General features: G+C 69.0%; 20 protein-coding genes and 1 riboswitch. Of the genes, 9 read left to right on the forward strand and 11 right to left on the reverse strand.

Features of this window, described 5'->3' with window-relative positions:
* Positions 1-115: 115 nt before the first annotated feature.
* Positions 116-1315 (reverse strand): branched-chain amino acid ABC transporter substrate-binding protein, encoded by a 1200-nt coding sequence (locus tag AC3AOF_RS05590; protein ID WP_488348962.1) that lies wholly within the window; start codon positions 1313-1315, stop codon positions 116-118.
* Positions 1316-1581: 266 nt separating this feature from the next.
* Here AC3AOF_RS05590 and AC3AOF_RS05595 point away from each other — a divergent pair, with 266 nt between their 5' ends.
* Positions 1582-2451, forward strand: a complete 870-nt coding sequence (locus AC3AOF_RS05595; RefSeq protein WP_236991712.1) for an IclR family transcriptional regulator — start codon at positions 1582-1584, stop codon at positions 2449-2451.
* 4 nt (positions 2452-2455) lie between these two features.
* Here the strand turns inward: AC3AOF_RS05595 and AC3AOF_RS05600 are convergent, their stop codons facing one another.
* Positions 2456-2803 (reverse strand): hypothetical protein, encoded by a 348-nt coding sequence (locus AC3AOF_RS05600; protein WP_488347908.1) that lies wholly within the window; start codon positions 2801-2803, stop codon positions 2456-2458.
* Between the two features lie 102 nt (positions 2804-2905).
* Between AC3AOF_RS05600 and AC3AOF_RS05605 the strand changes: the two genes are divergently transcribed.
* Positions 2906-3808: a GGDEF domain-containing response regulator gene (locus AC3AOF_RS05605; protein ID WP_236991710.1), complete on the forward strand. Its 903-nt coding sequence runs from the start codon at positions 2906-2908 to the stop codon at positions 3806-3808.
* Between the two features lie 154 nt (positions 3809-3962).
* Here AC3AOF_RS05605 and AC3AOF_RS05610 read toward each other — a convergent pair whose 3' ends face one another.
* Entirely contained in the window at positions 3963-4496 is a 534-nt protein-coding gene (locus tag AC3AOF_RS05610) for a hypothetical protein (protein ID WP_488347909.1), read from the reverse strand.
* A gap of 9 nt (positions 4497-4505) precedes the next feature.
* The gene (locus AC3AOF_RS05615) at positions 4506-4715 is read right to left on the reverse strand and encodes a hypothetical protein (protein ID WP_236991708.1); all 210 of its coding nucleotides are present in this window, start codon (positions 4713-4715) and stop codon (positions 4506-4508) included.
* Positions 4716-5158: 443 nt separating this feature from the next.
* Here AC3AOF_RS05615 and AC3AOF_RS05620 point away from each other — a divergent pair, with 443 nt between their 5' ends.
* On the forward strand, positions 5159-5818 hold the full coding sequence (locus AC3AOF_RS05620) for a LuxR C-terminal-related transcriptional regulator (protein ID WP_488347910.1): 660 nt from the start codon (positions 5159-5161) through the stop codon (positions 5816-5818).
* Between the two features lie 65 nt (positions 5819-5883).
* Here AC3AOF_RS05620 and AC3AOF_RS05625 read toward each other — a convergent pair whose 3' ends face one another.
* On the reverse strand, positions 5884-7128 hold the full coding sequence (locus AC3AOF_RS05625) for a DNA topoisomerase IB (protein ID WP_488347911.1): 1245 nt from the start codon (positions 7126-7128) through the stop codon (positions 5884-5886).
* 145 nt (positions 7129-7273) lie between these two features.
* On the opposite strand from AC3AOF_RS05625, the gene AC3AOF_RS05630 reads away from it, so the two are divergent.
* A complete protein-coding gene (locus AC3AOF_RS05630) occupies positions 7274-8425 on the forward strand; it encodes a glycosyltransferase family 4 protein (protein WP_488347912.1) in 1152 nt (383 codons plus the stop codon).
* A complete protein-coding gene (locus AC3AOF_RS05635) occupies positions 8425-9072 on the forward strand; it encodes a class I SAM-dependent methyltransferase (protein ID WP_236991704.1) in 648 nt (215 codons plus the stop codon). The genes AC3AOF_RS05630 and AC3AOF_RS05635 overlap by 1 nt, the downstream gene beginning before the upstream one ends.
* Positions 9073-9462: 390 nt before the next feature.
* Here the strand turns inward: AC3AOF_RS05635 and AC3AOF_RS05640 are convergent, their stop codons facing one another.
* From AC3AOF_RS05640 to AC3AOF_RS05660, 5 genes are all read right to left on the reverse strand, one after another.
* On the reverse strand, positions 9463-11265 hold the full coding sequence (locus AC3AOF_RS05640) for a methyl-accepting chemotaxis protein (RefSeq protein ID WP_488347913.1): 1803 nt from the start codon (positions 11263-11265) through the stop codon (positions 9463-9465).
* Between the two features lie 237 nt (positions 11266-11502).
* Positions 11503-12345 (reverse strand): ABC transporter permease, encoded by an 843-nt coding sequence (locus tag AC3AOF_RS05645; RefSeq protein WP_236991702.1) that lies wholly within the window; start codon positions 12343-12345, stop codon positions 11503-11505.
* Positions 12342-13199 carry an ABC transporter permease gene (locus AC3AOF_RS05650; RefSeq protein WP_236992875.1) on the reverse strand — a complete coding sequence of 286 codons (858 nt, stop codon included), beginning with the start codon at positions 13197-13199 and terminating at the stop codon, positions 12342-12344. The genes AC3AOF_RS05645 and AC3AOF_RS05650 overlap by 4 nt, the downstream gene beginning before the upstream one ends.
* Before the next feature lie 71 nt (positions 13200-13270).
* The gene (locus tag AC3AOF_RS05655; RefSeq protein WP_488347914.1) at positions 13271-14338 is read right to left on the reverse strand and encodes an ABC transporter ATP-binding protein; all 1068 of its coding nucleotides are present in this window, start codon (positions 14336-14338) and stop codon (positions 13271-13273) included.
* Between the two features lie 365 nt (positions 14339-14703).
* Positions 14704-15879, reverse strand: coding sequence for an extracellular solute-binding protein (locus tag AC3AOF_RS05660; RefSeq protein ID WP_488347915.1), 1176 nt, complete (start codon positions 15877-15879; stop codon positions 14704-14706).
* A gap of 264 nt (positions 15880-16143) precedes the next feature.
* Positions 16144-16348: riboswitch (cobalamin riboswitch) on the forward strand.
* Between the two features lie 257 nt (positions 16349-16605).
* Between AC3AOF_RS05660 and AC3AOF_RS05665 the strand changes: the two genes are divergently transcribed.
* The 4 genes from AC3AOF_RS05665 (at position 16606) to AC3AOF_RS05680 (ending at position 24938) form a co-directional block, all read left to right on the forward strand.
* Positions 16606-18735 carry a TonB-dependent receptor gene (locus AC3AOF_RS05665; RefSeq protein WP_488347916.1) on the forward strand — a complete coding sequence of 710 codons (2130 nt, stop codon included), beginning with the start codon at positions 16606-16608 and terminating at the stop codon, positions 18733-18735.
* Entirely contained in the window at positions 18735-20153 is a 1419-nt protein-coding gene (locus AC3AOF_RS05670; protein ID WP_488347917.1) for a PepSY domain-containing protein, read from the forward strand. The genes AC3AOF_RS05665 and AC3AOF_RS05670 overlap by 1 nt, the downstream gene beginning before the upstream one ends.
* Positions 20154-20805: 652 nt before the next feature.
* Positions 20806-23094: a putative bifunctional diguanylate cyclase/phosphodiesterase gene (locus AC3AOF_RS05675; RefSeq protein ID WP_236991697.1), complete on the forward strand. Its 2289-nt coding sequence runs from the start codon at positions 20806-20808 to the stop codon at positions 23092-23094.
* Between the two features lie 602 nt (positions 23095-23696).
* On the forward strand, positions 23697-24938 hold the full coding sequence (locus AC3AOF_RS05680; protein ID WP_236987753.1) for an IS110 family RNA-guided transposase: 1242 nt from the start codon (positions 23697-23699) through the stop codon (positions 24936-24938).
* A 102-nt stretch (positions 24939-25040) separates the two neighbouring features.
* Here AC3AOF_RS05680 and AC3AOF_RS05685 read toward each other — a convergent pair whose 3' ends face one another.
* On the reverse strand, positions 25041-25802 hold the full coding sequence (locus AC3AOF_RS05685; protein ID WP_236991696.1) for a class I SAM-dependent methyltransferase: 762 nt from the start codon (positions 25800-25802) through the stop codon (positions 25041-25043).
* Positions 25803-25882 lie beyond the last annotated feature (80 nt).

The raw sequence follows: 25882 nt of genomic DNA on the forward strand, positions 1-25882 counted from the left end.
AGCCCTCCTTCGAGGCCGCTACGCGGCACCTCAGGATGAGGTCGTGGCTTGGGAAAGCGTAAGTTGTACAGGGCTTTCGAGTCCCCCGCCGGATCGGGGCGCCCTGCCTTTCGCCTCAGCTCGGCCGATCCATCTTGCAGGTGGTCGGCAGCAGGGTGTCCTTCGCCTCGACCACGCCGTCGCCGGTCCAGCCCCAGCCGGTATTCTCGCTGTCGAGAACCTTCGACGTATCGACCGGGCCGAAGCGCGAGATGTAGATCGGCTGGAAGATCTGGTGGTCGTCCGGACGGATGAAGCTGTCCTTGCCGTAGAGCGTGTCGTTGTGGATCGCATCCATCGCCTTGGCGATGGCCTTGGGATCGGTCGACTTGGCGGTGAGCGTCGCCTTCGACAGCACGTTCATCAGGTTGACGACCCGCGCATAGGTCAGCTCCTGGCCGGTCTTGGCGCGGAAGGCGGTCTCGAAGTCGTGCGCGGGCTTGTAGTCGATGTTGGCGTAGCCCTCGGAGATCTGGAAGACGTGATCGGGGAGGTTCGCCTGCTTGATCGCCGTCGGCCCGCCGCTGCCGCCGCCGTAATAGGTGTAGAAGTTGGCCTGCAAGCCGGCATCGCCGGCGGCCTTCAGCAGCAGCGCCATGTCCTGCGCCCAGTTGCCGGTGATCACCGAATCGGCACCCGAGGCCTTGATCTTGGCGATGTAGGGCGAGAAGTCGTTGACCTTCTGGAGCGGCGCCACCTCGTCGCCGACGATCTGGATGTCGGGCCGCTTCTCCTTCAGCATCGCCCGGGCCGCGGCGCGCACCGCCTGGCCGTGCGAGTAGTCCTGGTTGATCAGGTAGACCTTCTTGATCTCCGGCTTGCCCTTGATGTAGTTGGTCAGGGCCGCCATCTTGATGTCGGAATTGGCGTCGAAGCGGAAGTGCCAGTAATTACACTTGGCGTTGGTCAGCGACGGATCGACCGCTGCGTAGTTGAGATACAGGATTTCCTTACCGGGATTGCGGTCGTTGTACTTGCCGACGAAGTCGATCAGCGCGGCTCCGACCGAGGAGCCGTTGCCCTGCACCACCACGCGGGCGCCGGAATCGATCGCCTTCTGGAGCTGTACGATGCTCTCCTGCGGGTTGAGCTTGTTGTCGTAGCCCATCACCTCGAGCTTGAGGTCGGAGTTCTTGGCGTTGAGCTGGTCGGCCATGAACTGGAAGGTCTTCAGCCCGGCCTCGCCGGTGCTGGCCCCGCCGCCGGAGAGCGGATCGACGAAGGCGATCTTCAGGCTCATCGGCGCGGCGAGCGCAGTCGAGGCCGCCAGGGCCATGAGGCCGGCGGCCGTGATGCGCGCGAGGGTCTTGACCAAGGCGTCCTCCTGGAATGGCGTTCCCGTGTTCTTGCAGCGCGCCGTATTCGGCGTCGCCCGGGGGCCTTCGCCCCCTTGGTCCGACAGTGCCTCCCCATCCGGGACCGGTCAAGACGCGAAATGACGATCCGCATCGCGAAACATGTTGCCGAGCCGGCGCCGGATCGTCACCCTATGGCAGCCCGGGGCGGGATCCGCAGAACAGGGCGTGGGAGGGAGGCGGCAGCATGGCACAGGCGGTGGCGGCGCGCGCCGGCGCGATCACGCAGGACACGGTCGCCGAAAATGCGATCGCCAAAAGCTCGATCGTACAGAACGCAGCGGAGCCGGAGGACGGCGACCGGCAATTCGTCACCGCGCTCGCTCGCGGGCTCCAGGTCCTGCGCGCCTTCCGGGACGCGGCCGAGATGCTGGGCAACCGCGAGATCGCCTCCCGCACCGGCCTGCCGAAGCCTACCGTCTCGCGCCTGACCCACACGCTGCTCGCCCTCGGCTACCTGGTGCACGACCCGGAGGACGAGCGCTACGGCCTCGGGCCCGCGGTGCTGGCGCTGAGCTCCGCCTTCCTGCGCCAGAATTCCTTCCCCCAGATGGTGAAGCCGTTCCTGCAGGACCTCGCCACCGCCGTGCAGGCGCACGTGGCGCTCGGCCTCCTCGACGGGCTGTCGAGCGTCTACGTCCAGCTCTGGCGCGGCGAGGGCCAGCGCATCGTGCTGTCGAGCGAGGTCGGCTACCGCCTGCCGCTCGCCCGCAGCGCCATGGGCATGGCGACCCTGTCGAGCCTCGACGAGGCGGAGCGCACCGCGCTCATGACCCGCCTGCGCCGCGACGGCGCCGAGGCGGGCAAGCTGGAGCAGACCTATCGCCGCTGCGCCGCCGAGATCGCCCAGCACGGCTTCTGCGTCGGCATCGGCATCTGGCACCAGGACATCAACGCCGTCGCCGCCCCGATCCAGGCCCCGGGCGGGCGGGGTCATTTCGCCCTCAACATCAGCGGCCCGGCCTTCCTGCTCACCGAGGAGGTGCTGCGCAAGGATACCGGGCCGAAGCTGGTGGAGACGGTCGAGCGGATGCGCGCGCTGGGCATCGTCGATTGACGGCTCACCCCTCCTCCAGCCCGGAAAACCACGCCGCGTAGGGCGTGTTGCGGGCGAGGTGCCGGGTGTAGTCCGGCGCCCCGTCGGTCCACCAGGGAGGCCCTCGCTCGCCCAGCCCATGCTTGGCCGCATCGACCGCCGCGCGGGCCGCCGCCAGGGCAGCGCCCCCCTCCCCCTTGGCGTCGCGCACCGCGCGGCGCGCCCGCATCAGGTCCTGCACCAGGGCCTCGCGGCGCTCCGCCGGCAGATCCGGGTCGGAGCGGCGCCACAGCCGCCCGCGTACCACGATGTAGCGCCCGTCCGGCGTGGTCGGGACAGTCTTGGTGGTCGGAACAGTCTTGCGCCCCGTCACGGTAAGATCGCCGCTCGCCCGGCCCCTCTTGAGGCGGCGTTAAACCTTCGCGCGCAACTTCGTCGCGGGAAGCGGGAGTCAGTCCTCCTGCCTGGGGGCGCCATGCATATCGTCGTCGTCGATCCGAGCCGGGTGGTGCTCAAGGTCATCAGCGGGCTCCTGACGCCCCGCGGCCATACCGTGGACACCTTCACGGATTCGCGCGAAGCGCTCGATTTCGTCACCGACAACGCGTCGGTCACCGCCTTGATCACCAGCCTCGAGGTCCGCCCCCTCGGCGGCCTGGAGCTGTGCTGGTCGGCCCGGCTCCTCGCGGATGCGCATCGGCCGCTCTACATCATCACCATGTCGTCGGCCCGCAACGCCCGCAACCTGTCGGAGGCGCTGGACAGCGGCTCGGACGACTTCATCGACAAGCCGCCGAGCCCGGAGGAGCTCTATGCCCGCCTGCGCGCCGCCGAGCGGATGACCGGGATGCAGCGCGAGCTGATTCGCCTCGCCGAGACCGACGCGCTGACCGGGCTCCTCAACCGCCGCGCCTTCCTGCAGCGGGTCGGCGACATGACCGACCGGGCCGGCGCCCACGGCCGGGTGGGGATGGTCGTGGTCGATATCGACCACTTCAAGACAATCAACGACCAGCACGGCCACGATGTCGGCGACACGGCGATCCGGGGCGTCGCCGCGGAGATGCTGACGGAGGCCGGCGGCATCGCCGGGCGCCTCGGCGGCGAGGAATTCGCCGTGGCCCTGCCGGGGCGCACCCTGGAGGAGGCCGAGGCCGCCGCCGGGCGCCTGCGGCTGCGCTGCACACAGCTGCGCTTCAAGGGCCAGCGCGGCCCGGTGCAGCTCACCGCGAGCTTCGGCGTCAGCGCCTGGTCCGAGGGCGAGACCGTCGGCGGGCTACTCAAGCGCGCCGACATCGCCCTCTACGAGGCCAAGAGCACCGGCCGCAACCGGGTGGTCTCGGCGGCCACCGACCTGATCCTGGCGCGGGCGGGATGAGACCGGCCCTCCGGAGATCAAGGGACAATCCGTCCTCCGCGCCCGACCAGGTCCGCACGCCTCGAAGAGGCGACGCCTCGACATACCTGGCCGGCCTGCGCGGAGGTCGATAAATCTCGACGAAGTCACCAGACACCGAATCCTGGACGATATATTATGAAATATCGTCCAGGCATTCGAGCGCGATGTCAGCCGCTATCTTGAGGTTCTTGTCGTTCGTCCGGGCCGACAAGTCTTGGAGGCGTTGCCTCGACGCCTGGACGGCATCATCAGTCGTTTCCGTGATTCGCCCGCTCTCCAGAAACACCAGCGCTTCGCCTTGCGCCTCGAGGGAGCCCTCTTCTATGATCGTCACGATCAGGTCGAGCGGAAGAATTGCTTCGATATTGTTGAGCGCGAAAAGCAGAGACCCTGACATCTTGAGCATGCCTGGCCTTTCGAGCAGTCGAATGATAATTTGATCGGCGCCCCTGCCAATCAAATCAGTCAGGAGTAGCGCCGCCGCATTGCGGACCTTGCTCGAATCCGTCCTGTTCAGGACATCCGCCACGAGATTGGCCAGATCGCTCTTGTCATCGTCACCGGCGAAGCGAGCGTTGCGCAACGCATGAACGACGAGATCGTCACCTTCAAGGCGAGGATGACCGGGCTCTCGACGTGCATTATCGATCAGGAAGGCGAGATTCATGTTCACATCTCACTTCGCTTTCGGACGACCAAGCTGCACCCATTCGTCGTATAACTCGCGCACCTCATCGACAGTGCCGAAGTCACGTCCACTGCCCCCCGTCCGGCCCTTCTCCTTGCGATGATACCAGTTCCAGAACCCTGGATCGTCGACACCGAAGAGCCGGTCACGCGCAGATTTCTTGCCGCCGCGGAAACGGGCGCTCTTGTCTTCCCCCATGACGTGCGCAACCAGCGGTTCCCCATTCACACCCGAACGGCGCTGACCCTCATTAACGTGCGTCCGGTTTCGTTTTGCGAGCCGGCCTTTCGCAACGGCCGTGCGGCGCGCGCCGGGTCGGCCCGGCGAGCGGGAAGGCCCGAAGACGCCTCCGCGTGTCGCGTCCCGGCCTGACCCATTGCGGGAAAATACCGAGGCCCGCGTTCCAAACTGGTCCGGCCCTTTCGTCCCCGCAGCCCTGGTCTCCGACCCCGTCCGGCCAGGGTTTTGCGACATCCTGACGCGGAGTCGGTCTACCTAGGCATTCCGCCCCTCGGGCGGGCCATGCCGAGGCCGGGGAGTCCATCCCCGCCCCGCTCTCCCCCCGCCGGAGTGGAACGCGGCTTGATCCGTCTCCTCCATGGGCACCGCGCCTGTATCGCGCTGGGACGGAGGCAAACGGCATGAGTGACGCCGTCAGGGTTCTGATCATCAACGAGCCGTCGGATCTCGGCGCCGCCTTCCGGGCGACGCTGGAACACAGCCCGGCCTTGCTCACGGTGGGCGAGGAAGAGCTGGAGGATGCGGGCACGACCTGCGTCGTCCTGGCCTTCGCGCCGGAATACGGCCCGGAGGCCGTGGCTTCCTTGCGCGAGCGGGCGCCGGAGGCCCGGATCCTGGTGGCGTTCAAGGCCGCGGACGCCGCCGAGATCGGCCGGCTCGCGACTGCGGGCGCCGACGCCTTCGTGGCCCGCGGCAGCACCCCGCAGGATATCTGCGCGACGATCCTGGCGCTCGCCCACGGCCTGCCGCTGCACGAGGGCGAGGCGGAAGCGCCGGCCCCGGAAGCCGCGGCCGAGAGCCTGGGCCTCACCCCGCGGGAGGCCGAGGTGCTGCGCTTCCTCTCCGCCGGCTTCAGCAACAAGGAGGTGGCGCGCCGCCTCACGGTCAGCGTGCGCACCGTCGAGACCCACCGGCTCAACCTGCGCCGCAAGACCAAGACCGGCCGGCTCAAGGACCTGGTGCAGCTCGCCCGGCAGATCGGCCTGGCGCCGGTGCTGGAGGGCGAAGCCCGGCCCCTGCGGCGCATCGCCCACGAGGCGCACCGCGTCGTCCCTCACTGAGGGGCGGCGCGGGATCGGGCGGTCCTTGAGCGACCGCCATCGTCGGACTTGTCCTGCCGGCCGGATCAGGCGGCCTTGCGGGCCCCTGCCTTGCCGGACCGGGTCTTTTCGAATCGCCGGGACTTTTCGGATGGCGATGAGCCGCCCTTGATCGAACGCCCGGTCGCGGGTTCCGCTTTCCTCGTGCCGGCCTTGGCGCGCCCCTTCTTCGCCTCCCGCTCAACCCGGGCCAGGCGGCCCTGGAGCAGGCCGAGCACCGCCGTCTCTTCCGGCCGCAAGGAGGCGATCTCGTCGCGGAGCGCCGCCTGGACCTCGTCCTTGACCTGGAGCAGCAGCTCGCCGTCGAGGTAGCAGCCGAGGATCTCGGGGTGGACGTAGCACTTGCGGCAGATGGTCGGCGTGTTGCCGAGCCGCTCCGCCACCCGCTCGATCGCCGCGCGCACGTTGCGCTTGGCCTTGGCCTCGCTGTCGAAGGCCTCGAACTCGCGCAGAGCCATGGCGGCGAGCACCGTGCCGGACCAAGTCCGAAAGTCCTTGGCGGTGATGTCGCGCCCGGTGATCTCGCGCAGGTAGGCGTTCACGTCGGCCGAAGTCACGTCCCGCTGCACCCCGTCCTCGTCGAGATACTGGAACAGCTCCTGGCCCGGCAGGTCCTGGCAGGCCTTCACGATCTTCGCCACCCTTCGGTCGTGGACGGCGAGTTCCCAGACCTTGTTGCTCTTGCCCTTGAAGCGGAACGTGAGTTCCTTGCCCTCCACCTTGACGTGCGGGTCGCGCAGGGTGGTGAGGCCGTAGCTCTTGTTCTGCTTGGCGTAGTCATCGTTGCCGACCCGGATCAAGGTGGTCTCCAGCAGGTGAACCACCGTGGCCAGCACCTTCTCGCGCGGCAGCCCGCGCCGGCCCATATGCTCCTGCACCGTCGCGCGGATGCCGGGCAGCACCTCCGCGAAGGTCATCATGTGGGCGAACTTGGTGCTGTCCCGCGCCTGGCGGAACTCGGGATGGTAGCGGTACTGCTTGCGGCCGCGAGCGTCACGCCCGGTCGCCTGGATGTGGCCGTTGGCGTGGCGGCAGATCCACACGTCGGTATAGGCCGGCGGGATCGCCAGGGCCTTGATGCGCGCCAGCGCCTTCTGGTCCTGCACCTTCGCGCCCTTGGCATCGACGTAGGTGAAGCCGCGCCCGTTGCGCTTGCGGCGATAGCCGGGCTCCTCGTCGCTCACGTAGCGCAGGCCCGCCTCGCGGGCGGCGTCGCGGGTGTCGACGCGATCCTCGGCGGCCGATTCCGCCCTCTCGGCATCCGACAGCATGGGTATCACGACCTCGCGCGGTTCAAGTCGATCTCAACTGGCGCTCGGCCGTCCCGGTTCCTGCCGTCACGGGGCATGACAGGCCGCGGTATCCCGGCGCGGCGCCAGCCTGTAGGGAGGGGGCTCGACGAGCGGGAGGGACCGGGTGCAGCCACAGGACGCGAGCCGGGAGAACAAGCGGGCGCACATCGCCTTCGTGGTCACCGAGGACTGGTTCTTCGCCTCGCACTTCCTGCCGATGGCCCGCGCGGCGGTGGCGGCCGGCCACCCGGTCTCAGTCGTTACCCGGGTGCGGGCGCATCGCGACGTCATTGCGGCGACGGGCGCCCGGGTGGTGGAACTCGAGGCCGAGCGATCGAGCCTGAACCCGATGGCGGCGGGCTATGCCGCCGGCCAGCTCGCCGCGATCCTGAAGGCCCTCCAGGCCGACATCGTCCATTGCATCGCGTTGCGCGGCATCCTGGTCGGCGGCGCGGCGGCCGTGCTCGCCGGCATCCCGTCCCGGGTCTACGCGCTCACCGGCCTCGGGCTGATCGGGGCCCGGCAGGATCGGACCGGGCGCCTCGCCCGCGCCGCCCTGCGGCTCCTGATCCGCGGTCCCCTGGAGACGGCGCGCACCCGCTACCTGTTCGAGAATCCGGACGATGCGCGGCTGCTCGGCCTCGATCCCGAAAGCCCTCGCGTGATGATCATCGGCGGGGCCGGGATCGACCCGGAGGCGTGGGTGCCGAAACCCCTGCCGCCGCAAGGCCCGTTGCGGATCGTGCTGACCGCCCGGATGCTGTGGTCGAAGGGGGTCGATACCGCGGTGGAAGCCGCCCGCCTCGCGAGGGCGAAGGGCGCAAACCTGGACTTGTCGCTCTATGGCGCCCCCGACCCGTCGAACCGCCGCGCGATCCCCGAGGCGACCCTGCGCGACTGGTCGCGGGACGGGATCACCTGGCACGGCGCCACCGGCGACGTCGCCGCAGCCTTGAGCCAGGCCCACGTCGCCTGCCTGCCGTCCCGCGGCGGCGAGGGGCTGCCGCGGGCGCTCCTCGAAGCTGCGGCGAGCGGCCGGGCGATCCTCACCACCGACGTGCCGGGCTGCCGGACCCTGGTGCGGGACGGGATCGAGGGGCTGGTCGTGCCGCCGGACGATCCACACGCGCTCGCCGCCGCCATGGTGCGGCTTGCCGCCGATCCCGCTCTCGTCGCCCGGATGGGCGCGGCGGCACGGACCCGCATCGTCGAGGGCGGCTTCACCGAGGCGGCGGTGACGGGGCGGGTGTTGCGGCTCTACGCGGACCTCGCCTGATGGACCCCCTCGCCTTCATCCGCACTCACACGGCGCTGCGCCCGGTGCCGCACGCCCCGGCGATCCGCCTGCACGTCGCCGACGAGGCGACGGAATTGTGGGGCCGGACCGAGGAGGAACTGGGCGAGATCGGCCTGCCGCCGCCGTTCTGGGCCTTCGCCTGGGCCGGAGGCCAGGCGCTCGCGGCCTACGTGCTGGAGCACCCCGAGACGGTCGCGGGCGCCCGGGTGCTCGATTTCGCTTCCGGCTCCGGCCTCGTCGCCATCGCGGCCGCCATGGCGGGCGCAACATCCATCGCGGCGAGCGACCTCGATCCCTTCGCCCTGGCGGCGATCGGCCTCAACGCGGCCGAGAACGGCGTCGCGGATCGGATCACCGCGATAAGCGCCGACCTGATCGGCCGCGACGACGGCTGGGATTGCGTGCTCGCCGCCGACATCTTCTACGAACGCGACCTCGCCGCGCGGGTCGGCGACTGGCTCTCGGGACTTCACGCCCGCGGCGCCCGGGTGCTGCTCGGCGATCCCGGCCGGGCCTACCTGCCGAAGGACCGGCTGGAGAACGTGGCGACCTATGAAGTGCCGGTGACGCGGGCGCTGGAGGATTCCGAGATCAAGCGGACGGGGGTGTGGCGGTTCCGGGGGTGAAGGTGGCGTGACCCCGCCGATCCCCGGTTGTCCCGCTCGGCTAGGGCAGCGCCCGATCGCGCTGCGACGCGGTACACGACACTGGCGCAAAGTCCGCGATCGTCAGGCTTTTCCCATCTGCAACCTCATCCTGAGGTGTCAGTCCATCCTTGATGGACTGACCTCGAAGGAGGGCTCCATAAGTCTGTGCGATCCCTGGAGCCCTCCTTCGAGGTCAGCCGATTTTCAATCGGCTAACACCTCAGGATGAGGTCGTGGGCGGGAAGGGCATGCGACGCTGGGAGCAGATTCTATCGCGTAGTGTGGCGCCGCAATCGTAGTTCTGCCCCAGATCTTTGAGCGTGCCGCATTTTCTGCGATACGCCGGTATTTACTTCGTCGAAAAATGCATCAAGCCGCCCGGACCTCGCCCAGGAAGCCGCGGACGGCACGGCTGAGCCCGTCGGACCGTACCGCGAGGGTGCGCGCGGCGCCGAGAACCTGCGCAGCGGCCGATCCGGTCTCGCTGGCGCCGGCCCGCACCGATTCGATATGGCCCGTGACCTGCCGGGTCCCCTGCGCGGCCTCCTGGACGTTCCGGGCGATCTCGCGCGTGGCCGCACCCTGCTCCTCGATCGCCGAGGCGATGTGGGTGGCGATGCCGGACATGTCGTCGATCGTGCCGCTCACGCCCTGGACGGCCTCCACCGCGCCGCGGGTGGCGGACTGGATCGCCCCGATCCGGGCGGTGATCTCCTGGGTCGCCCGGGCCGTCTGCTCGGCCAGCGTCTTGACCTCGGCGGCCACCACCGCGAATCCGCGCCCGGCTTCGCCGGCCCGGGCCGCCTCGATGGTGGCGTTGAGCGCCAGCAGGTTGGTCTGGCTTGCCACCCCCGAGATCAGGCCCGCCGCCGCGCCGATCCGGTCGGCGCTGTCCGACAGTTCCCGGATGATGGTGCCCGTCTCCCGTGCGCGCGCAATGGCGGAGGCGGCGATCCCGACCGAATGCGTCACCTGCCCGCTGATCTCCTGCACGGAGGCCGCCATCTCCTCGGTCGCACCCGCGACCTGCTGCACGTTGCCCGACGTCTGCTCGGCGGCCACCGCGACATGGGCCGCGAGCGTGTTGGTCTGCGCGGCGATCTCCGTCATCGATGCCGCGGTGGCCTCCATCTCGGTCGCGGCGGCCGCCAGTTCCTCGGTGAGCGCGCCGGCCTCGGCCTCGAAGCCGCGGGTGATCCGATCGAGGATCTCGGCCCGGCGCATCTTGAGGGCATCGGCCTCGGCCTGCAGGGCGGCCAGCCGCCGGGCCTCGATGCTCGACTCCTTGAACACCTGCACGGCATCGGCGATCTGGCCGATCTCGTTCGGCTCGCCCTGATGCGGTATCGTGACTGCAAGATCACCGGCCGCGAGTTGCCGCATCGGCTCCAGGATGGCGCGGACGCTGGCCGAGATGCTGCGCACGATCAGCGTCCCCAGCGAGGCGGCGAGCACCAAGGCAACGACACCGATCGCCAACATCATCCGCTCGGCGCCGGATGCGGTGACCTCTCCTTGGGCGACCGCCTTCTCGCCGTTGTCGTTGTTGAGGGCGACGATCTTCTCGAGCGCCTCCGAGGCCGCCTTGATGTGAGGACGGACGTTGGTGAGGTTCTCGCGCAACGCCAGATCCTTGCGCCCCGTCCGCGAATGTTCCAGCACGGCCGGGATGGCCGCGAGATAGTTCTTCCATTCGCGATCGAACACCGCGAAGAGCTCACGCTCCTTCGGGCCGTCGATCAGCGGCTCGTAGTGGCGCATCGCTGCGACCACGGCCTCGGTCTTCTTCGACAGGGCCTCTTCCTCGGTCCGCATCCGCGCGGCTTCGGCGTAGAGGATGTGGTTGACGACGCTGACGCGCGCATCGATCACGTTGCCGCGCAGCTCGCCGGCATACCGCACGCTGGGCAGCGTGTTCTTGCCGAGACGGCTCTGCTCGCCGGCAAGCGTGCCGACGGCATGCAGGCCCACGCCGCTCACGACGAGCAGGCAGACGATGAGCAGGGCGAGGGCGCCGGCAATCCGGTGCTTGATCGAGAGTGTCGCGAACCAGGAGGCCATTGACCGAGCGCAGCTCCGGGGAGGAGCCGCGAGAATGAATGGCCGGCTATAAATTTTCGCTAAGCCGCAGCTTATCGGCGAAGACCGTGAGACATCGGCGAAGCAACCCACGATTGTCTCAACGTCAGACGCACCGCGATGAGTCGCGAAATCCGCTGTCGCGTGCGCACCAATTCATCGTGGGCTGTCGAGTCGAGCGGGATTGGATCCCGATGTCCACGCCCGGGCGGAGGGCCCGTGTCGTCTCCCCGCCCCCTTCCGGCCCCTCGCACCGGGTCACACCGATCGGGGTCTGGCCCGACGTCCCACCTCGTCCTGCGCCGACACGGCGGCGCAGGGTGAAGACCGTCAATGGGCCGCCGGCTGCTTTGCCCTCGCGACGATCTGCGTCGGGTTGACGAAGCGCAAAGCGATCACCAGCCAGACCAGCGTCACCGCCATGTAGACCACCGCCATGGCGTCGATCGACTGCCCGGCCCGCACGCCGGCGGCGAAGACCGCGTAGTAGAGCGCCACCACCAGCGTCTGGCTCGTCGGCCCGGCGACCAGGAAGGTGAGTTCGAACATCGCGATCGTGCGGACCAGCACCAGCAGCAGGGCGGCGAGGATGCCGGGGATGAGGAGCGGCAGCAGCACCCGCAGGAAGAGCTGGCCCGTGCCGGCGCCGAAGACCCGGGCCGCCGCCTCGATGCGCGGGTCGATCTGCTCGATGAACGGGATCATCACCAGCACCACGAAGGGCACGCTCGGCACGAGGTTGGCCAGGACCACGCCCCAGAGCGTGCCGGCGAGCCCCGCCCGGTAGAGCACGGTGGCGAGCGGGATGCCGTAGGTGATCGGCGGGACCAGCAGCGGCAGCAGGAAGACCAGCATCACCAGCCGCTTGCCCGGAAAGTCGCGCCGCGCCAGCGCGTAGGCCGCCGTGACCCCGAGGAGCCCGGAGAGACAAACCACCAGGAACACCACCTGGAGGGTCACCACCAGCACGTCGCCGAGCTGGAACTCGTCCCAGGCCGAGGCGTACCAGCGGGTGGTGAGGCCGAGCGGCAGCCAGGTTCCGAGCCAGCGCGTGGCGAAGGAGTTGAGCACGACCGCGGCGATCATCGCCATGAGGTTGAGGCAGAACAGCAGCGTGACGGCCCAGACCGCCATCCGCCACAGGCGCGAGACGAGGCCGGTGTCGCGGATCATCCCTTGGTGCCTCCGACCGGGCCGGTATAGAGGAGCGTGCGGCCCCAGAGCAGCAGGCCGACGATGGCGAGCTGCACCGCCGCCATGACCATCGCGATCGCCGAGGCGAGCGAATAATCGTATTCCTCGAACGCCGCCTGGTAGGCTGCGATCGAGATCACCCGCGTCGCGCCCGCCGGCGCCCCGAGCAGCACCGCGGACGGGAAGACGGAGAAGGCCTGGACGAAGGACAGGCAGAAGGTCACGGCAAGTCCCGGCAGGATCAGCGGCAGGATCACCGTCCGGAAGCGCTGCCAGGCATTGGCGCCGTGGGTCGCCGCGGCCTGCTCCAGCGCCGGATCGATGCCGGTGACGGAGGAGAGCGTCAGCAGGAAGGCGAACGGGAAGCCGGTGATGAGGAGCGAGGCGAACACGCCCCAGTAATTGTTGGTGAGCTTGAGCGGGCTCCCGATCACCCCGAGCCAGACGAGGCTGCGGTTGAACCAGCCCTGCGGCCCGAGGAAGTTGAGCAGGCCCTCCGCCACCAGCACGGTGCCGAGCGTGATCGGCAGGACCAGGATGGTGGTGAGGAGCCGCTGGCTGCGCATCAGCCGCACGCGCAAGGCGATGGGCACCGCGAGCACGAGATTGAGCACAGTGACAGGGATCGCGAGGCGCAAGGTGGCGCCGATCGTGTCGTAGAGGAACGGGTCGGAGAAGAAGCGGGCATAGTTCGCCCACCACGCCCCGGCCTTCGGCTGCAACGACAGCACCAGCCCATAGGCGAAGGGATAGACGAACAGGCCGAGGATCGTCAGCAGCGCCGGCAGCACCAGGAGCGTGGTGCCGTCGAGGCCGCGGGCGGCCAGCCGCACCGAGAGCGGCGGCGCCTCCTCGCGGGCCGGCGCGGTCTTGGGAAGCGAGGTTTTGGGAAGCGAGGCCGAGGTCACGCCGCCTCCCCGGGAAAGACCAGGACCCGCGGCGAGGCGGCGGCAAAGCACAGGGTCTCGTCCTGCGACACCAATCGGTCGGAGCGGAAGAACAGCTCGGTCCCGTCCTGCGCCACGGCGGTGCCGAAGAAGGCCCGCCCGCGATATTCGACGCTGGCGACACGGGCCGGCAGGCCGTCGGCCGCGATCGTCAGGTCCTCCGGGCGGATCGCCGCGACCGCGGGGGCGCCGGGGCTCAAAGCGTCCCGCAGGGTACCGGCGAGGCGGGTGCCGCAGATCTCGACCTCGGCCCGGTCGCCGCTGACCGCGACCGCGCGCCCGCGCAGGCGATTGCGAAAACCCATGAAGTCGGCGACGTCCGGGTGGCTCGGCCGCTCGTAGAGGTCTTCCGGCGTGCCGACCTGGCGGATGCGCCCGTCGCGCATCACCACGACCCGGTCGGCCATCGACAGGGCCTCGTCCTGGTCGTGGGTGACGTAGATCGTGGTCGAGCCGATGGCGTCGTGGATGCGGCGGATCTCGGCCCGCATCTCCAGTCGCAGCTTGGCATCGAGATTCGACAGCGGCTCGTCCATCAGCACCACCGGCGGCTCGATCACGATCGCCCGGGCGATGGCGACGCGCTGCTGCTGGCCGCCGGACATCTGGCCCGGGAGCTTGGCGGCCTGCGATTGCAGCCGCACCAGGGCCAGCGCATCCTCGACCCGGCGCGCGGCCTCTTGGCCCTTGATGCCCCGCATGGCGAGGCCAAAGCCGACATTCTTCGCCACGGTCATGTGCGGGAACAGCGCGTAGCTCTGGAACACCATGCCGAAGCCGCGCTCCTCGGGCTTCAGCCGGTCGATGCGGCGCTCGCCGAGATGGATCGACCCGCCGGTGAGCGGCAGGAGCCCGGCGATGCAGTTGAGCGCCGTCGACTTGCCGCAGCCCGACGGGCCGAGGAGCGCGATGAACTCGCCGCCCCGGATCGTCAGGTCGAGCCCGTCGAGGGCGGTCATCGCGCCGAACCGGCGGCTCAGGCCGCTCAAGCACAGGTCCTGCGGCGCCTCGTGATGGCGTGCCATCGGTGTCCTCTCCTGCCGCGTCGCCTCTTTGCGGGCGACCATTGCGGCGTTAGAGCATTTCCCGACGAAGCGGAGACTGGCTCGTCATAGAAAATGCGGCAAAATAGAATATATAGAGTAGCGACCAATCGCAACGCCACTGTACACGACGGGACGGTTCATGTGCGGCACCGGCCTTATCCCACCCGCAACCTCATCCTGAGGTGTTAGTCGATCTTCGATCGACTGACCTCGAAGGAGGGCTCCAGAAGTCTCCGAGCCAACTGGAGCCCTCCTTCGAGGTCAGTCCATCTCTGATGGACTGACACCTCAGGATGAGGTTGCGGGTGGCATAAGGCCGGACGCTGTCGTGTATCGGGCATGGCTCACCGCTTCTTGCCGGAGCCGACCTGCTCGTCCCAGCGGCGGAAGGCCACCACCATCCTGTCGGCGTCGAGCGGCATCTCGATCGGGTGGTCGGCGATCATCCGGTCGTATTCGGGCCGGCCGAAGTCCTTGATCGCCGCGCGGCTCTCCGGCGGGGCCATGTCGAGGGTGACGCCCTTCACGGCAGGGCCCGGATAGAAGTAGCCCTCGTCGTAGGTATAGGCCTGCTGCGCCGGCTGGAGCAGGAAGGCCATCAGGTCGAGGATGACCGCGAGCTTCTCCTCGGGCACGCCCTTCGGCACCGCCATGTAATGGGCGTCCGCCACCCAGCGGAAATCCTTCAGCGTCCCGACCTTGGCCTCGGCCGGCACCACGCCGAGCACGCGGGGGTTGATGTCCCAGCCGGTGGTCGACACGATGATGTCGCGGCTGCCCTCGCCCAGTTCCTTCATCGTCTGCGAGGTGCCGCCCGGGTAGTAGTCGACCGTCTCGCCGATCGCCTTCAGGTAGTCCCAGGTCTTGTCCCAGCCCTTGTCCGGGTCCTTGGGGTCCTTGTCGCCGAGGATGTAGGGCAGGCCCATGATCCAGGTGCGACCGGGACCGGAATTGGCCGGACGGGCATACATGAACTTGCCCTTGTTCTGGCGCGCCCAGGCCAGAAGCTCCTCGGCGCTCGTCGGCACCGTCTTCACCCGCTCGGGCATGTACTCGATCAGCGGGCCCGACGGGTACCAGGCGACGCACAGGCCCTGGCCCTGCGCCAGGCCGTTCAGCCTGAGCGCGGCGGGCTGATAGATGTCGGCGGGCTTCGGCAACTGGCCGGCATAGGGCTTCAGGTCGATCCACAGCGTCTGCTCGATGCCGGCGGCGATGCCGTCGGTGCCGGTGAGCACGAGGTCGATGTCGACCCGGCCGGCGGCCTGCTGGGCCTTCAGCTTCGAGGGCAGTTCCGGCGCCGGTGCCTTGGTGAAGGCGAAGCGCGAGACGATGCCGGGCTTTGCCCGGCGATAGGCCTCGATCGCCTTCTGGGTGAGCGCCAGGTTGCCCGCGACATCCACCACCGTGACGACGACGGGCGAGGTCGGCAGGGCGAGGTTCGCCCAGGCGCGCCCGCCGAGGACGAGCCCCGCCCCGGCCGCGAGCCCCGCGACCGCATTGCGGCGTGTGATCGTCATGTTTCCCCCGTTTTGCTGCCTGCGGGCTCTGCCGGCCCTTGAGCGACGACGGATCGCTCCATACTTTCATCCATTGGTGCACTAATATTTTAGGGCGTCAAGTCTGCCGTTGCGACAGGTCGCCGGGCTCCGCGCCGCGTTGCGCCATCGACCGGGGGGACAGTGGACCGGATCGCCACTGCGCGGGCGGCCCATCCGGCGAGGCGCCGCGCATCGCCCCCGTGAGCGACCGCGCGATCACCATTGCTCCTTCGTAACCGAATCGCTAAGCTTGCCTCCGACGGTTCCCTCCGGGGATCAAAAGGGAACGCGGTGAGGGTGACGAGCCCGAAGCCGCGGCTGCCCCCGCAACTGTAAGCGGCGAGCCTTCCATCACCTTACGTCACTGGGGATCCTCGACGCTCCCTGGGAAGACGATGGCAGGCGCTGACCCGTGAGCCAGGAGACCTGCCGTCAGCCGTGGTCACACGCGAGCACGTCGGGCGGGGTGTCCTGATGGGTGTCGAGGCGAGAGGCGAGGAGCCTTCGCCCCGCTGTCGTTCGCGGTGACGTGCCACAGCCTCGCGCCGTCCCGCCATGCTCGCTCCCCTCCCCTCCCGATCCGCCGACAGGACGCGCGCAATGCGTCCTGCAGATCGTCCGGGAGAGTGGAAATGTAACTTTATAACGTTACATTTTTTGCGAGACCGGCTACGGACGGGGCGCCATCCTGCCCTGGACTCTTCCATGCCCGCGCTCCGCGCCCGTCGCTCCACCGCCCTCGCCGCCACCGTCCTGCTCGTTGCCGCCCCTGCTTGCGCCGAGGAGATCAGCCTCGACCGCATCGACGTCGCGGGGGGCCGCAACCGCGAGGAGGCCGCGCCCGGCCTCAACCTCGCGACGCCGTCGCGCTCGGGGTCCCGCCTCGGCCTCACCCCGCTCGAGACCCCGGCGAGCCTCGACATCATCAGCGGCGAGACCGTCCGGGCCCGGGGCCAGAACACCGTCGAGGAGGCGGTGACCCAGAACGCCGTCGGCATCACCAGCATCGCGGCGCCCGGCAACGGCAACCTCGCCTTCACGGCGAGGGGCTTCGCCGGGGCCGGCTCGGTGCAGCAGCTCTACGACGGCACGCGGCTCTATGTCGGGGCCGGTACGGTCACCTTCCCGTTCGACACCTGGTCGGCGGAGCGGATCGAGGTCCTGCGCGGCCCGGCCTCGGTGCTCTACGGCGAGGGCGCGATCGGCGGCATCATCAACGTGGTGCCGAAGAAGCCGGTCTTCACGCCCATCGGCGAGGCGCGGGCGGCGATCGGCTCGGACGGCCTGGCACGCCTCGCCCTCGACAGCGGCGGGCCGGTCGGCGAGAACCTGGCCTACCGGTTCAATCTCAGCGGCAACTGGGCCGACGGCTGGGTGAAGCCCGACGGCGATTTCCGCAATCTCGCCCTCTCGGCCGCGGTGACCTGGCGGGCGGCGCCCGACCTGAGCGTCACGCTCTCGCACGACCTCGGTTATAACGAGCCGACCCGCTACTGGGGCTCGCCGCTCGTCGGCGGCCGGGTACCCGACCGCTTGCGCTTCACCAACTACAACATCCGGGATTCGCAGATCGCCTGGTTCGACAACTGGACGCAGTTGCGCACCGAGTGGAACCCGACTCCCGACATCACGATCCGCAACACCGCCTACCGCCTCTCGACCGAGCGGCATTGGCGCGACGTCGAGCAATATACCTACCAGCCGGCGACCGGCCTGATCCAGCGCAGCGACTATATCGAGATCTTCCATCACGAGGAGCAGATCGGCAACCGCCTCGATGCCACGTTCCGCGGCAGCCTGTTCGGGTTCAAGACGTCGACGGTCCTGGGCTTCGACGTCAACCACGTCGATTTCCGCCGCGACAGCAACTCCCCCTTCGACGGCGAGAGCGTCGTCGATCCGTACAATTTCGCCCAAGGGCGCTTCATCAACCTCACGGGCACCCGCACCGACATCGTCTCGCGCACCCGCCAGGCCTCGGTCTTCGCCGAGAACCGGCTGGAGCTGACGCCACAATTCGCCCTGGTCACGGGGGTCCGCTACGACGCCCCCCGGGTGGCGGTGAACCGGCCGCTCGCGTCGACCGCCTTCGAGAAGACCTTCGATTCCGTCAGCACCCGCGTCGCCGCCGTCTACAATCCGACGCCCGACCTCGCCCTCTACGCGCAATACGCCACCGCCGCCGATCCCCTCGGCAGCCTGATCACCACCAGCGTGGCGCAATCGCAGTTCCAGCTCGCCACCGGCGAACAGGTCGAGGCCGGCGCCAAGGGCCTGTTCGACAATGGCCGCGGCGAGTGGACCTTCGCCGCCTACCACATCCGCAAGGACAACCTGCTGACCCCGATCCCCGACCGGCCGACGGAGGTGGCCCAGGTCGGCAGCCAGTCGTCCCGCGGCGTCGAGGTCGCCTTCGCCTACCAATTGTCCGATGCGTGGCGCATCGAGGCCAACACCGCCCTGCTGCGGGCCCGCTACGACAACTTCGCCCAGACGATCAACGGCGCCGCGGTGTCGTTTACCGGCAACGTCCCGGTCGACGTGCCCCAGCGCGTCACCAATGTCTGGCTGGCCTACGCCTTCGCGCCGGGCTGGGTGGCGCGGCTCGGCGTCAACGATGTCGGGCCGGTCTTCAGCGACTTCGCCAATACGGTGAAGCGGCCGGGCTACACGCTCCTCAACGCCACCCTCGACTGGCAGGTGACGCCGACCTCGCGCCTGTCGCTGCGCGGCTACAACCTCACCGACCAGCTCTACGCGATCTCGGGCAACACCAATTCCTGGCTGCTCGGCCGCCCGCGCTCGGTCGAGCTCGCCTATCACGTCACGTTCTGATGAAAGGTGTCGTCAAGCGCCTGAAGCGATGGCTGCATCTCGGCCATCGCTGGCTCGGCATCGCGACCGCGCTCTTCATCGTCACCTGGTTCGTCTCCGGGCTGGTGATGCTGGCCGTCGGCTTCCCCACCCTCACCGAGGCGGAGCGGGTCGCGGCCTTGGGGACGCTCCGCCTCGACGCCGTGCGGCTGACGCCGCAGGGTGCGCTGGAGCGGTCGGGGAGCCCGCGCTTTCCCGCCCGCCTCACCCTGGCGATGCGGGGATCCGAGCCCGCCTACTGGATCACGCAAGGAGACGGGCGGCGCCAGGCGCTCTCGGCGGTGACCGGCGAACCGTTCCCGCCCCTCACCGGGGAGGCTGCGGCGGCGCTCGCCGCCACCCATCCGGCTTCCCGCCACACGGTCGATCTCGGCCTCGTCACCCGCGACCAGTGGACGGTGACGGCGCGCTTCGATCCGCTGCGGCCGTTCCGCCTCGTGGGCTTAAGCGACGCGGCCGGGACCGAGCTGTACCTCTCCGCGGCCACGGGGGAGCTCGCCCTCGACACCACCCGGACCGAGCGGGTGTGGAACTGGGCCGGCGCCGTGACCCACTGGATCTACCTCACGCCGCTGCGGGCGCGGGCGGGGCTGTGGCAGGACGTGGTGCTGTGGGTCTCAGGCATCGCCCTCGCCGGGGGAGTGAGCGGCTACGTGCTGGGCTTCGTCCGGCTGATGCGCGGCCGACTCACGCCGTATCGCGGCTGGGCCGCCTGGCACCACCTCGTCGGCGTGGCGGGCGGCCTCGTCGTCGTCACCTTCCTGCTCAGCGGCTGGCTGTCGATGAACCCGCGCGGCTGGTTCGGGCCCCGCGCGCCCGACGCCGCCATGCTGGCGGCCTATGCAGGGCAGACGGCCCCCGTCTTCCCCGCTCGGACCGACGCCCTCGCGGGAGCGCCCGCCGGCACCGCCGCGCTCGATTTCGCCTGGATCGGCGGAAAACCCATCGTCGTCGCCACCGGCCCGGGCGGCGCGGCCCCGTGCTGCGGCACCGCCCCGACGCCGGACGCGATCGTGGCGGCGGCCCGCGCGATGCTGCCGGGGGCGGCGTTGCGCTCCGTGACCCGGCTCGAGGCGCCGGATGCCTACTGGTACGACCGCCACGGCGCCCCGCCCCTGCCGGTCCTGCGGCTCGCCTTCGACGATCCGGCCGGAACCTGGTTCCACATCGATCCCGCCACCGGCACGATCCTGGGGCGGACCGACCGCAGCGGGCGGACGAACCGCTGGCTGTTCGATGCCCTCCACACCCTCGATGCCGGCCCCCTGGCGCAACACCCGGCCCTGCGGCTGACGGTGATCGTCGCCTTCAGCGCCCTCGGCCTGGTGGTGTCGGGAAGCGGCGCGGTTCTCGGCTGGCGCCGCCTGCGCCGCGGTTGAGCAGGACAGGTTTTCCCGTCGGTCCGTCGTGAGTGGAAACAAAAAATCTCGTGTCCGGCACGAGACCGGCGGCAACACCGCCCCAATTCGGCCGCGTCGGCTCGACCCGAGATCGCCTCGCGACGCCGGTTTCACTGACATGTCGTTCTGAAGTTCATCGAATACGTTGCCTCATCTCGCGGCGGCGTCCGCGAAGACGGAACCGGGACGGAAAGCGGCGGCGTCGCGGATCAGCAGGACGCCCCGGCGGCCCCGATGATCGAATTGAGCACGATTGACTACGTTAACCGAGTGACGTTTAGGTATGGTCGCGCTGGAACCGCCACGACTCGACCTGCAACGCCGACGGAAAAACTGCAACTTAAACCACCTCCGGTTGTGATTTCGTGGGTCGTCTTCCACCGATCTCGATCTCCGGACATTTCGACATGCAGGCCGTGCATCCGTCACGCTCATAGGCCATGCTGTCATTCGGATTATACGGCAGGAAAACGAGACGATCTGACAAGCAATCCGGTAGTCGATGCGCTTTCCATTGAAGCTATACCATTGCGGCGGCGCGCAAAAGAGTCGGAATGGCAGCCCGTGATTTAGATACCGATAACTTTCGGGTTGCATAGTGCCAGGGACCGAAGCCGCTGGACGAGCCGGGATGGCCCTGCACCTCAAGCAATTTCCCAGATTCCTGGCGGAGCGCCGCGGGCCGGTGATCATCGGCCTGATCGTGGTGGTGGTGCTGTGGATCGGCGTGGCGGCCAAGCACGAGAACGACGTCAGGGGCGCGCTGCAGGATTCCGAGCGCACCACGCACAATTTCGCGATGGTGTTCGAGGAGAACGTGCTGCGCTCGATCGGCGAGATCGACAAGTCGCTGCTCTACATGCGCCGCAGCATCGAGAACCGCGCCGGCAAGGAGGATTATGCGACGATCGTCAACACGACCGATCTCCTGAGCGAGATCATCGTGCAGGTGGCGATCATCGGGCCGGACGGGGTGATGCGGGCGTCCAATGCCGGGCCGCAGCCGCCGCCGGCGACCGATCTCAGCGACCGCGAGCATTTCCGCATCCACGTCGAGACCTCCGACGACGTGCTCTACATCAGCCGCCCGGTGATCGGGCGGGCGAGCGGCCGGGTCTCGGTGCAGATCAGCCGCCGCTTCCGCGGGCCGGACGGGGAGTTCGGCGGCGTGGTGGTGGCCTCGCTCAACCCGAGCCACCTGACCCGGTTCTACGACAAGATCGACCTCGGCACCCCGGCCTCGATCTCGCTCATCGGCAGCGACGGGGTGGTGCGCTCCAGCGGCGGCGTCGGCGGCGGCTTCGGGGTCGGCGCCGACCTGACGCGGACCGAGACCTACCGCAAGATCCGCTCCGGCCGGTCCGGCACCTTCACCCTCACCATGCCGGACGGTGCCGAGAGCCGGCTGGTGACGATCCGCAAGGTGCGCGAGCATCCCCTCTGGGTGAGCGTCAGCGTGCCGGAGAGCGAGATCTACAAGGATTCCCGCGCCACCCTGCGGATGGACGCCCTGACGGCGGCCATTCTGACGCTGCTCGTCGGGATCGCGGTCGAGAAGCTCCTGCGCATCGAGGCCAAGCGCTCCGAGGCCGAGGCCCGGGTGGTGCGGCTCGCCTCCCTCGATCCCCTGACCGACCTGCCGAACCGCCGGGTGTTCCGCGCCTCCCTCGAGGCGATGGCGGAGACGGCGCGGGCGACGCCGGAGGCGACCTTCGCGGTGATGTTCCTCGACCTCGACCGCTTCAAGATCGTCAACGACACCCTCGGCCACAAGGTCGGCGATCACCTGCTCCAGGCGGTGGGCGACCGGCTCGCCGCCGTGCTCGCCCCCGGCCAGCTTCTCGCCCGCCTCGGCGGCGACGAGTTCGCCCTGCTGGTGCCCCGCGCCGGCGGCCGGGACGCGATCGAGGCTCTGGCGCGGCGCATCGCTGCGGCGGTGCTGCCGCCCTTCGAGATCGGCAGTCACCAGATCCGCTCCAGCGTCAGCATCGGCATCGCGGTCGGGCCCGCGGATGGCGGATCCGCCGACGACCTCCTGATCGCCGCCGACCTCGCGCTCTACGCCGTGAAGGGGGGCAAGCGCGGCACCTTCCGGTTCTACGACCGGCAGATGAGCGAGGGGCTGGAGGAACGGCGCCAGATCGAGGCCGACCTGCGCCGGGCGATCGAGCGGGGGGAGCTGGAGCTGCACTACCAGCCCTCCGTCACCCTCAAGAGCGGCGAGATCGCCGGGTTCGAGGCGCTGGCGCGCTGGCGCCATCCGGAGCGGGGCAACGTGCCGCCCTCGCTGTTCATCGCGATCGCCGAGGAATGCGGCCTGATCCACGCGCTCGGCGAGTGGTCCCTGGAGGAGGCCTGCCGCCAGGCCGCGACCTGGCCCGAGCGGCTGAAGATCGCCGTCAACCTGTCGCCGGTGCAGTTCTCGGGGCCGGACCTCGTCGGGATGGTGCGCGGGGTGCTGGAGCGGACCGGCCTGCCGGCCCACCGCCTCGAACTCGAGATCACCGAGCAGATGCTGCTCGACAGCGGCGAGGCGACGCTCGCCATCCTGCGCGAGCTCAAGGCGCTGGGCCTGCACGTGGCGATGGACGATTTCGGCACCGGTTATTCCTCGCTCAACTACCTGCGGAGCTTCCCCTTCGACCGCATCAAGGTCGACCGCAGCTTCGTCACCGGGCTCGGCACGGCTGCGCAGAACGCCGCGATCGTCCGCGCCGTCATCGACATCGCCCGGGTGCTCGGCATGCGCACCACCGCCGAGGGCATCGAGACCGCCGACCAGCAGCGGGTCCTGGCGCTGCTGGGCTGCGACGAGGTCCAGGGCTACCTGTTCAGCCGCCCGGTGCCCGCCGCGGAGGTGCGTACACTGATCGGCCGCTGGTGCCCCGAGAACCGAAAGGCCAAGACGTTGGCGGCGTGATCGGCCGCGCCTCGGCAGACTTGCGTTGGCAAGCCGACGCGTCGTCCGCTTGGAGTCTGTTTGAGCGGGATTTTCTACTCAAGGCTTGAGACGATCGAGGCTGTCCTAACCTCCCACCTCATCCTGAGGTGCGACCAACGGGAGCCTCGAAGGAGGGCTCCAGGGATCGCGAGACTTCGGGAGCCCTCCTTCGAGGTCAGTCGATCTTCGATCGACCAACTCCTCAGGATGAGGTGATCGGGCAGGATATCCCGTGTCATACGAAATCCGGAAGATCACTTCCGGATTTCGTATCACCAGCCCGCGCGGCGCGTGAGCGAAGCCGATTTCCGCATCGCGAAGCGATCAGTCGGAAATCGTATCAGTTCGTCACCGGCTTCGCGGTCCCTTGCGGATGAAACATATGGCAGAGTGGACTTGCCGTCGGCGGAGAGATCGGTTCGTCTTTGGTGTGCCAGACCCCGCGTATCAGTTGGATCCGGGCTCCTCTTCAGTCCCCTCGCTTGCGTCACGGGCCGGTCCTCGGGCCAGCCCCGGAGCGCGTCATTTAGATTTGATCTCACGGGAGCCTGCGCCGGCGGCCTGACGGCAAGGAGATCGTGATGGAGGTCCTCTACCCCCGCTGCGCCGCCCTCGATGTTCACAAGGACACCGTCGTCGCAGCCATCCGTCTGGCCGAGAGCAGCGAGGTTCAGCGTGAGGTGCGTACGTTTGCCACCACCACGCCCGCTCTGCTCGACCTCTCCGCCTGGCTCGACGAGCACGCCTGCACCCATGTCGCCATGGAGGCGACCGGCATCTACTGGCGCCCGGTCTGGCAGGTCCTCGACGCCGACAGCCGCACCCTGATCCTGGCCAATGCCGCCCATGTCAAGAACGTGCCCGGCCGCAAGACCGACGTCGCCGACGCGGTTTGGCTCTCCGACCTGCTCGCCCACGGCCTGATCCGCGCCAGCTTCGTGCCCGAGGCCCAGACCCAGGCGATGCGCGACCTGCTGCGCACCCGCAAGCAACTGGTCCGCGAGCAGGCCAGCCACGTCCAGCGCATCCAGAAGACCCTCGAGGAGGCCAACCTCAAGCTCGCCTCGGTGCTCACCGATATCATGGGCCAGTCCGGTCGCGCCGTGCTCGACGCGCTGGTCAAGGGCGAGCGCGATCCGGCTGGGCTGCAGGCGCTGGTCAGCCCACGGGTGAAGGCGGCGCCCGAGGCGATCCGGGCCGCGCTCACGGGCCGGATCGGGGATCACCACCGTTTCCTGCTCGGTGTGCATCTACGCCAGTACGACGGGTTGGGGCGAGCGATCGCGGAGATCGACGCGCAGGTGGAGCGCGACCTCGGCCCTTTCCGGGAAGCGGTGAAGCTGCTGGTGACGATCCCGGGCATCAGTGACCTCACCGCGCAGGTGATCCTCTCCGAGATCGGCCCCGACATGAGCCGCTTCCCGACCGCCGGCCATCTGATCTCCTGGGCCGGGCTGTGCCCGAGGAACGACGAGAGCGCGGGCAAGCGGCGCTCGACGCGGCTGCGCAAGGGCGCGCCCTGGCTCAAGACGGCCTTGGTGCAGGCCGCCTGGGCCGGAGTGCGCAAGAAGGCGAGCTACATCAGGGCGCAGTTCCAGCGCTTGCGCGGCCGGCGCGGCCCCAAGAAGGCGATCTGCGCGGTCGCCGCTTCGATGTTGACCGCGATCTATCACATGCTCAAGGCCGGCACGGCTTACGTCGATCCCGGGCCTGATCACGGCCGCAAGGCGGCCCCGACCATCCGCGCCAAGGCGCTCGTGCGGCAGATCGAGCGCCTCGGATTTGCGTGCGAAATCAAACCCGTAGAGCCAGTTTCTATTTAGCTATCGGTTTCACGAAGCAAAATCTGATCCGGTAGGCTCTTAGGTTTTTGCCGTGGCAAAGATTTTTGTCGCAAAACCGGCCACCACTTTTGCGAAGTCTGCTCAGGCGGCGACCGTCACCAGGGTCGCCGCATCGAGGTCGAAGCTCCCGTCCGGGCCGATGGCGAAATACGCCCTGACGATGTCGGGTGCGCGATCCTGCAGCGAGCGGATCGCCTCGGCGTGGAGCACGGGCGTCCGCGTCCGGGCCGTCCACATCGAAAACTCCATCCGCAGCCGCCGCATCGTGACGCCCTCGACGGCCAGGCCGGCGCGCGCCAGGGCCGAGATCAGCTCGGCCGTGGTGGCGTTGCGGACATGCGAGGCGTCCCGCAAGAGTTCGATCGCCTGCAGGTGGCTGTCGAGGACGCGGTCGGCGGGCGCGACCGTGTCGATCAGCACGGCCCGGCCGCCGGGCTTGAGGACGCGGCGCGCCTCCCGCAAACCGGCCTCCAGATCCTGCCAGTGATGCGCGCTGAAGCGGCTCAGGACGAGGTCGAACGAGGCCGCCTCGAAGGGCAGCGCCTCCGCCGCGGCCTGCCGGACGGCGATGTTGGCCAGGCCGCGCTCCGCCGCCGTGGCGGCGACGGCGTCCAGCATGGCCCGGGTGATGTCGCACGCGACCACCTCGGCGACGTGGGGCGCCGCGCGGTAGCTGACATGGCCGCCGCCGCAGCCCAGATCGAGCACCCGTGCGGTGCTGAGGCCCCGGACGATCTCCTCCACCTGGTCGAGGTCGGCCCCGGCTTTGTGAACCGCGCTGGCGACGTAGTCCGAGGCCCGGACACCATATTCCTGTGCGACGAAGGCGTGCTGCGTTGTCATCGATGGGCTCCGCTGGGTGTGCTCCGCTGTGGCGCCGTCACCCTGATCCCACTGCCATGCTGGTACAAGTTGGCTGGATA

The organism is Methylobacterium sp. 142-1Y, from assembly GCF_057747795.1.

Bases quoted from the DNA above. Each gene is read 5' to 3' on its own strand.
- AC3AOF_RS05590 (WP_488348962.1), bottom strand. From the start codon at position 1,315: ATGGCCCTGGCGGCCTCGACTGCGCTCGCCGCGCCGATGAGCCTGAAG.
- AC3AOF_RS05595 (WP_236991712.1), top strand. From the start codon at position 1,582: ATGGCACAGGCGGTGGCGGCGCGCGCCGGCGCGATCACGCAGGACACG.
- AC3AOF_RS05605 (WP_236991710.1), top strand. From the start codon at position 2,906: ATGCATATCGTCGTCGTCGATCCGAGCCGGGTGGTGCTCAAGGTCATC.
- AC3AOF_RS05610 (WP_488347909.1), bottom strand. From the start codon at position 4,496: ATGAATCTCGCCTTCCTGATCGATAATGCACGTCGAGAGCCCGGTCAT.
- AC3AOF_RS05615 (WP_236991708.1), bottom strand. From the start codon at position 4,715: ATGGGGGAAGACAAGAGCGCCCGTTTCCGCGGCGGCAAGAAATCTGCG.
- AC3AOF_RS05620 (WP_488347910.1), top strand. From the start codon at position 5,159: ATGAGTGACGCCGTCAGGGTTCTGATCATCAACGAGCCGTCGGATCTC.
- AC3AOF_RS05625 (WP_488347911.1), bottom strand. From the start codon at position 7,128: ATGCTGTCGGATGCCGAGAGGGCGGAATCGGCCGCCGAGGATCGCGTC.
- AC3AOF_RS05635 (WP_236991704.1), top strand. From the start codon at position 8,425: ATGGACCCCCTCGCCTTCATCCGCACTCACACGGCGCTGCGCCCGGTG.
- AC3AOF_RS05645 (WP_236991702.1), bottom strand. From the start codon at position 12,345: ATGATCCGCGACACCGGCCTCGTCTCGCGCCTGTGGCGGATGGCGGTC.
- AC3AOF_RS05655 (WP_488347914.1), bottom strand. From the start codon at position 14,338: ATGGCACGCCATCACGAGGCGCCGCAGGACCTGTGCTTGAGCGGCCTG.
- AC3AOF_RS05660 (WP_488347915.1), bottom strand. From the start codon at position 15,879: ATGACGATCACACGCCGCAATGCGGTCGCGGGGCTCGCGGCCGGGGCG.
- AC3AOF_RS05665 (WP_488347916.1), top strand. From the start codon at position 16,606: ATGCCCGCGCTCCGCGCCCGTCGCTCCACCGCCCTCGCCGCCACCGTC.
- AC3AOF_RS05670 (WP_488347917.1), top strand. From the start codon at position 18,735: ATGAAAGGTGTCGTCAAGCGCCTGAAGCGATGGCTGCATCTCGGCCAT.
- AC3AOF_RS05675 (WP_236991697.1), top strand. From the start codon at position 20,806: ATGGCCCTGCACCTCAAGCAATTTCCCAGATTCCTGGCGGAGCGCCGC.
- AC3AOF_RS05680 (WP_236987753.1), top strand. From the start codon at position 23,697: ATGGAGGTCCTCTACCCCCGCTGCGCCGCCCTCGATGTTCACAAGGAC.
- AC3AOF_RS05685 (WP_236991696.1), bottom strand. From the start codon at position 25,802: ATGACAACGCAGCACGCCTTCGTCGCACAGGAATATGGTGTCCGGGCC.